The organism is Rubellimicrobium arenae (assembly GCF_017916275.1).
Lineage (GTDB): Bacteria > Pseudomonadota > Alphaproteobacteria > Rhodobacterales > Rhodobacteraceae > Rubellimicrobium > Rubellimicrobium arenae.
Genome location: NZ_JAFMST010000017.1, coordinates 53507 through 60382, shown reverse-complemented (window position 1 = coordinate 60382; position 6876 = coordinate 53507). Strand labels below are relative to the sequence as shown.

The 6876-nt window shown below is 72.0% G+C and carries 5 protein-coding genes; 1 reads left to right on the top strand and 4 read right to left on the bottom strand.

Annotated features, from left to right (window positions below; all coding sequences use genetic code 11):
* Positions 1-202: 202 nt before the first annotated feature.
* The 3 genes from recD2 to J3P31_RS20035 form a co-directional block, all read right to left on the bottom strand.
* Positions 203-2395 (bottom strand): SF1B family DNA helicase RecD2, encoded by a 2193-nt coding sequence (recD2, locus tag J3P31_RS20045; protein ID WP_210530302.1) that lies wholly within the window; start codon positions 2393-2395, stop codon positions 203-205.
* Positions 2396-2466: 71 nt separating this feature from the next.
* Positions 2467-3330 (bottom strand): urea carboxylase-associated family protein, encoded by an 864-nt coding sequence (locus tag J3P31_RS20040; RefSeq protein ID WP_210530301.1) that lies wholly within the window; start codon positions 3328-3330, stop codon positions 2467-2469.
* A 213-nt stretch (positions 3331-3543) separates the two neighbouring features.
* Positions 3544-5052, bottom strand: coding sequence for an MDR family MFS transporter (locus tag J3P31_RS20035; RefSeq protein WP_210530300.1), 1509 nt, complete (start codon positions 5050-5052; stop codon positions 3544-3546).
* A gap of 192 nt (positions 5053-5244) precedes the next feature.
* Between J3P31_RS20035 and J3P31_RS20030 the strand changes: the two genes are divergently transcribed.
* On the top strand, positions 5245-5787 hold the full coding sequence (locus J3P31_RS20030; protein WP_210530299.1) for a MarR family winged helix-turn-helix transcriptional regulator: 543 nt from the start codon (positions 5245-5247) through the stop codon (positions 5785-5787).
* A 12-nt stretch (positions 5788-5799) separates the two neighbouring features.
* On the opposite strand, the gene J3P31_RS20025 is transcribed toward J3P31_RS20030, so the two are convergent.
* Positions 5800-6855: a substrate-binding domain-containing protein gene (locus J3P31_RS20025; RefSeq protein WP_368373121.1), complete on the bottom strand. Its 1056-nt coding sequence runs from the start codon at positions 6853-6855 to the stop codon at positions 5800-5802.
* Between the last annotated feature and the right edge of the window lie 21 nt (positions 6856-6876).

The window sequence follows — 6876 nt, the reverse complement described above, 5'->3', positions numbered from 1 at the left end:
TCCTGCGCCCAGGCCAGGCCCGGACCCAGAAGCGCCCCGGCCGCCACCGCCATCACCCTCGTCCTCATCGCTCTCCGCTCCTCCCGTTCGGCCACGATTCCGCGGCTCTGGGCGAGGACTGAAGCATTCGGCCCGACGGAAGGGCAACTCGCCAATTCGTCCGATTGACGTCCGGGCGTCTCCACCTAAGGCCGGCCGGCGCTCAGCCCGGGCCGGGGGCCAGCCACTCCCGCAGCCGGGACCAGCGGCGCTGGCCCGCGGTGCTCCGGACGGCCATGGCCACCGCCTTGGCCTGCCCGACCAGCACCACGAGCCGCTTGCCCCGCGTGACCCCGGTGTAGAGCAGGTTGCGCTGGAGCAGGCTGTAATGCTGCGTCATCACGGGGATCACCACCGCCGGATATTCCGATCCCTGGCTCTTGTGGACCGTGACCGCGTAGGCGGGCTGCAGCGCGTCCAACTCGCCTAAGGCGTAGGTCACCGGCCGCCCGTCAAAGCGGACCACCAGCTCGCCCTCCTCGGGGTCCACCCGGCCCACGAAGCCGATGTCGCCGTTGAAGACCTCCTTTTCGGGGTCGTTCTCGACCTGCATGACCTTGTCGCCCGGCGCGAAGACATGGCCGAACCGCTCGACCCGGGGGCCGCCCGTCGGGTTCAGCGCCCCCTGCAGCGCGACGTTGAGCGCCCGCGCCCCCACGCTTCCCCGGTTCATGGGGCAAAGCACCTGGACATCCCGCACCGGATCCAGCCCAAAGCGCCGTGGGATCCGCCCGGTCACCAGCGCCAGGACGCGCCGCACCGCCTCGTCAGGGTCGTCGGCCGGCACGAAGTGGAAATCCGATCCCGTCTCGCCCGGCGCCAGGTCGGGCATCCGCCCCTGGTTGATGCGGTGGGCGCTGGCTACGATCCGGCTTTGCGCCGCCTGCCGGAACACCTCGGTCAGCCGGACCACCGGGACCGCGCCCGAGCCGATCAGGTCCGCCAGCACCTGCCCCGGCCCGACCGAGGGGAGCTGGTCGATGTCCCCCACGATCAGCAGCGCGGACGAGTCCGGAACCGCCCGCAGCAGCGCATGCATCAGCGGCACGTCGATCATCGAGCTTTCGTCCGCCACGAGCAGGTCGCAGGCGAGCGGGCTGTCCTCGCCCCGCTTGAACCCGCCGGTCCGCGGGTCGGGCTCGAGCAGGCGATGGATGGTCCTGGCCTCGAGCCCGGTGGCCTCGGCCATCCTCTTGGCGGCCCGGCCGGTGGGCGCGCACAGGAGGAGCCGCACCCCTTTGGCGCCCAGGATGCGGAGGATCGAGTTCACCAGAGTCGTCTTGCCCACGCCCGGCCCCCCGGTGATCACCAGCACCTTGGACCGGAGCGCGAGCCGCAGCGCCTCGGCCTGGCTGGGCGCGAGGGTGACGCCCGTGCGCTCCTCGATCCAGGGCAGCGCCTTGGCGGCGTCGATCCCGGGCCAGGGGAGGGGGGCGAACAGGAGGCTCCTCAGCCGGTCCGCGATGCCGCGCTCGGCGTGGTGGAGCCCGGCCAGGAACAGGCAGGGCGTGTCGCCGACAGGGGCGGCGATCACCGTTCCCTCGGCCGCCTCGAGGGCGATGGCCTCGTCGACCAGGGGGCGCGGCACCTCCAGGAGCTTCTCGGCCAGGGTTGCCAGATCCTCGACCGGAAGGCCGCAGTGACCTTGGCCCATGGCCTCGGTCAGGGCGAAGGAGATCCCGGCGCGCACGCGGATCATGGCGTGGGGCGCGATCCCGAGCCGGGCCGCGATCATGTCCGCGGTCTTGAAGCCGATGCCCCGGATGTCGCGCGCAAGGCGGTAGGGGTTCCCGGTCATGACCTCCACGGCCTCGGTGCCGTAGGTCTTGAAGATCCGCACCGCCCGTGCCGTGCCCACGCCATGCGCGTGCAGGAACACCATGATCCCGCGGATCACCTTCTGGTCGGCCCAGGCGGCGGCGATGCGGGCCGCGCGCTTGGGCCCGATGCCGCCCACCTCGCGCAGGCGCTGGGGCGCGGCCTCGATGATGTCGAAGACCTCCTCCCCGAAGAGCGCGACCAGCTTCTCGGCGTAGACGGGGCCGATGCCGCGGATCAGGCCCGAGCCGAGATAGCGCCTGATCCCGTCGGCCGAGGACGGCGGGGAGGTCCGGAGAAGCCTCGCCCGGAATTGCCGCCCATGCGTCGTGTCGTTCACCCAGTCGCCCGAGGCGGTCACCCATTCCCCGGCCGAGATCGTCGCGGCGTGGCCCACGACGGTGACCAGGTCCCGGTGCCCCCGGACCTTGACGCGGAGCACGCAGAAGCCCGACTCGGGGCTGTGGAAGGTCACGCGCTCCGTCAGCCCCGACAGGGACTCGGCCTGGGTCTGGTGGGATGGGCTCGCCTGGGTCACGCCGGGGCCGTCGTCAACTCCTGTGTCGCCATGCAGATAGGCGCTGCGGGTCCCGTTCCACAGAAGGCCCCTCAGGCGCCATGGCTGCGGTCGTAGCCGTTGCGCGGGGGCGGGACCCAGCCGTCCGGGGCGCCCTGCGGCCGGAACACCTCCACGCGCAGCGGGTGGCAGGCGGCCAGGTCCGAGGAATGCTCCGAGGAGCAGTCGCCGCCCGGGCAGGCCGACAGCCCGCCCAGAAGGTCGATCTCGGCGAAGAACTCGAGGAAGTCGCCGGGACGGACCGGCGAGGCCTTCATGAAATACTGGCCGGTGCCCCTGACGAATCCCGTGCACATGAAGACGTTGAGCACGTCATGGACATGGGGCTCGGCCTCACGCAGGGGCAGGCCCGTGCGCTCCGCGAGGGCGCGGGTCAGGTTCGAATGGCAGCAATGGTGGTATTGGCCGCCGCCCGACAGGAGGTTGTGGGTGTAGGGGTCGCAGCGCGTGCCGATCACGTCGTGGACCGAGCCCCCGAATTCGTCGAAGCCATACCAGTCGAGCGTGTCCTCGGTGATCGTGGCCATGGGCCGCAGATGCGGGAGCGAGGACCAGAGCCGGTCGCCGCTCGACAGGTGGGTGCCGTGCAGCGCCCGCGTCTTGCCGGAGAAGAACCGCTCGGACAGGTCGTCGGCCGACCAAAGGTTGAGGTCGCCCACCTGCGGGCCGTCCAGGCTCGTGATCCGGAAGAAATGCCCGGCGGGCACGTCGAAGCAGCGCGCCTCGCGCGGGGGGACGATCACCTCGGAGGTCTTGCTCCAGCCCGGGCGTACGGCCCGGAGGGCGGCCAGATGGGGGTCGGGCAGCCCCGCCACGGGATAGCACACCACCGGAGCGACGGCGGCACGCGCCCCGGCGTCGGCGGGTGCGGGGTGATCGGGGCGGGCGGGCTTCATGCCGGGTCCTTTCGCGGTGGCCGCGACCCGGGCGTGCAGGCCCTGCCGGGGGATGCTCCGACCCGCGGCCCGGCCGCGCGGCACACCGGCAGCGACCCTGCGCCGGGTCTGCTCGCCCTTGTATCGCCCCGGGCGCGGCGCCCGCGAAAGAGGCGGCGGGGCAGGGCGATCCCCGGCGTGGCGATTCCGCCGCGCCCGGTCCCGGCCGACGGGTCACTCGCTGGTGGGGATCCGGCGGCTGGCCAGGGGAACCTCCTGGAGGATTAGGGCGAACAGAAGGCCCAGCGCCCCCAGGCCCGCCGCCACCCAGAAGATCGGATGCAGGGCGTCCGCGACGTGCAGGGCCAGGGCGTCCCGCGTCGCCTGCGGCAGCCCCGCGAGCATCTGCGGCCCGATCTCGCCCCCGCCGAGCTCGATGCCGTCCACCGCCCCCGCCAGCCGCGCCGCGAAGAGGGCCCCGAACGCCGCCACCGCCAGCGATCCCCCGACCTGCCGGAACAGCAGCCCCGCCGCCGTGGCCGTGCCCAGCATCTCGCGGGGGACTGCGTTCTGCACGGCCGTCGTCACCACCGGGAAGATGCAGCCCATGCCCAGGCCCACGCAGGCCAGCGAAACCGCGAAGACCGGCACCGAGGTGTCGGGCTGGATGCGCGACAGGAGCAGCATGCCCAGGACGATGAAGCCTGTCCCGAAGATCGGCAACCACTTGTAGCGCCCCGTCCGCCCCATGTAGCGCCCGGCGATCGTCGAGGCCGTCAGGATCCCCGCCGTCATGGGGATCAGCATGAGGCCCGACTCGGTGGGCGTGTCGCCCTTGGCGATCTGAAGGTAGATGGGCAGGAAGGTGACCGCCCCGAACATCGACGCGCCCGCGATGAAGCCGATGGCGCTCGTGACCCAGAACACGTTCAGCCGGAACAGGCCCAGCGGCAGGATCGGCTCGGCCGCGCGCCGCTCGACCGCGAGGAAGGCGAGGGTGCCCGCCACGGCCAGCACGGCCAGCCCCAGGATCTGCGGCGACGTCCAGCCATAGGTCCGTCCCCCCAGGCTCGTGACCAGCGTGAGCGCGGCCAGCGCGACCGACAGCAGCGCCGCGCCCAGCCAGTCGATGGAATGGCTCACCCGCGAGGCGGTCGGCCGGAACGAGGCCAGGAACCCCGCCACCGCAAGCCCGCCCACCGGGATGTTGATGTAGAAGATCCAGTGCCAGCTGAAGGCCTCGACGAACCAGCCGCCGATCAGCGGCCCGATGACCGAGGACACGCCGAACACGGCCGCGAAGACCCCCTGGACCTTGCCCCGGTCGCGCGGCGGGATCACGTCGCCGATGACCGACAGCGCCAGCACGAAGAGCCCGCCCCCGCCCAGGCCCTGGATCGTCCGCGCCACGATGAGGAAGGTCATCGTCGTGGCAAGCCCGCACAGCGCCGAGCCCAGCAGGAACAGTCCCACCGACACGACCACCGTGTTGCGCCGTCCGTACAGGTCGCCAAGCTTGCCATACAGCGGCGCCACGACCGTCGAGGACAGGATGTAGGCCGTCACCACCCAGCTCAGGTGCTCGAGCCCCCCGAGGTCGGCCACGATGGTCGGCAAGGCCGTGGAGACGATCGTCTGGTCGAGCGCCGCCAGCAGCAGCAGGAGGCCGATCGACACGATGACGAGCCGGGCCTTGGGGGCCTCATGGGTCGCCGGGGCGGCAACAGGGGTGGGGACGGACATGGGGGCTCCGGGGCAGGGCCCGGGCGACGCCGGGCCGAATGGCGCGAGAGCTAGGCCGGGCCCCGCCTTGTGTCAACGGCATATATGTGCGTCGCGCATATTATTGACATGCGCAGGCATCCTGCCCAGATTGCGTCCATGACCAGCCCTTCCGCCCCCCGGTGCCGCACGCCGTCCTTTCAGGACGAAGCCATGCAGATCGCCCAGGCCCAGGGACGCTCGCCCGAGGCGGCCGAGGCCCTGGTGCAACTCGACCGGGCGCTCTTCCTGTGGCACCGCCGCCTGCTCAAGGGCGAGATCCAGGGCCGGCTCCTGGCGGAGCTGGGCCTCGACCTCGAGCTCACGCAGTTCCATGGCCTGACCGCGATCACCCGGATCCAGAACGGCATCGGCCGCGACCGGGGCGAACCGGCGACGATCGGCCTCCTGGCCGAGGAGATGAACCTCGACCCCTCCCGGGCGAGCCGCATCGCCGCCGACCTGATCGCGCGGGGCTATGTGACCCGGGCCGCGGCGCAGGACGACGGGCGCAAGTCCGTCCTGCTCCTCACCGACCGCGCGCACGAGGTTCTGGCCCGGTTCCGCGAGCTCAAGTGGGCCAAGCTGATGGACATCTTCGCCGACTGGTCCGACGAGGACGTGGCCATCTTCTCCCGACTGTTCGGGCGCTACGCGGATGGGCTGGGCCGCGTCCATCGCGGCGAATCCCGCGCCGGGCCGTCCGATTCCGCCTGAGGGGGCGCCGCGTCAGCCCAGGTCGAAGCGGGTCGAATGGATCGACCGGGGCGGCACCAGGTCCGGCGCGATCTCCACCAGCAGCGGCGCGTCCACCTCGGCGTCGATCAGCTCGAAGGCGCGGGCGACGAGGGCCTCGGAGTTCTGCCGGATCATGTGGACCGGGAAGGGCAGGAACGAGGCGATCGGATCGTGGTCGTAGCAGCCGATCACGCAGCCCTCGATCTCGGCGGGGGGCAGGGTCACGATATGGGTCAGCACGCCCTCGAACACCGTGATCGCGTTCACGAAAAGCGCGACGGGCAGCCCGCCCAGCCGCTCGCGCAGAGCGGCGATCTCCGCCCGGGCGCGGGACGGGGCGTAGCCGCAGGCGATGACCTGGTCCGGGTCGACCGGGCCCAGCCGCGCTGCGACCACCTCGCGGAAGCCCTCGATCCGTCGGGCGGTCGCGGCGTCGGCGGGGGCGCCGCCCAGGAAATAGGGACGCCCGCGCGGCCCGGCGGTCCCGGACTCCATCCGGTCCAGGATGGTTTCGGTCAGGAGCGCCGCCCCGGCCCGGTTGTCGCTGACGACGGAGGGCGCGTCATGGCCGGGCAGGTCGAGGTAGACGTGCCGCACGCCCCCCGCACGGCAAAGCGCGCCGATCGCCGCCGGGTCGGTGGCGCCCGCGATCACCAGGAAGTCGATCGCCTGCGAGATCAGCCGCTCGACCGTCCGGATCTCCTCGCGCGGGTCGCGCAGGGTGGACACGACCACGGGGCAGAGGTTCCGGGCCCGCGCCTCGGCCTCGAAGCTCTGGGTGATGGCGGCAAAGAACCGGTTGTCGTGCATGGGCAGGATCAGGCCGGCCAGTTCCGACTGGCCACGGCGCAGGCCCCGGGCCTGCCGGTTCGTGGAATAGCCCTGGGCTCCGGCGATGCTGCGGATGCGCTCGGCGGTGATCTCGCTGATCCGGCGGGCCTGCCAGGTGCCCGACAGGACCGAGCTGACCGTGGAGGTCGAGGCCCCGCTGAGCCGGGCGATGTCCCGAAGGGTCGGCTTGGGCCGCAGGGGGCGTGGATCGTTCACAGTGGCGCCGAAGATTTCTGT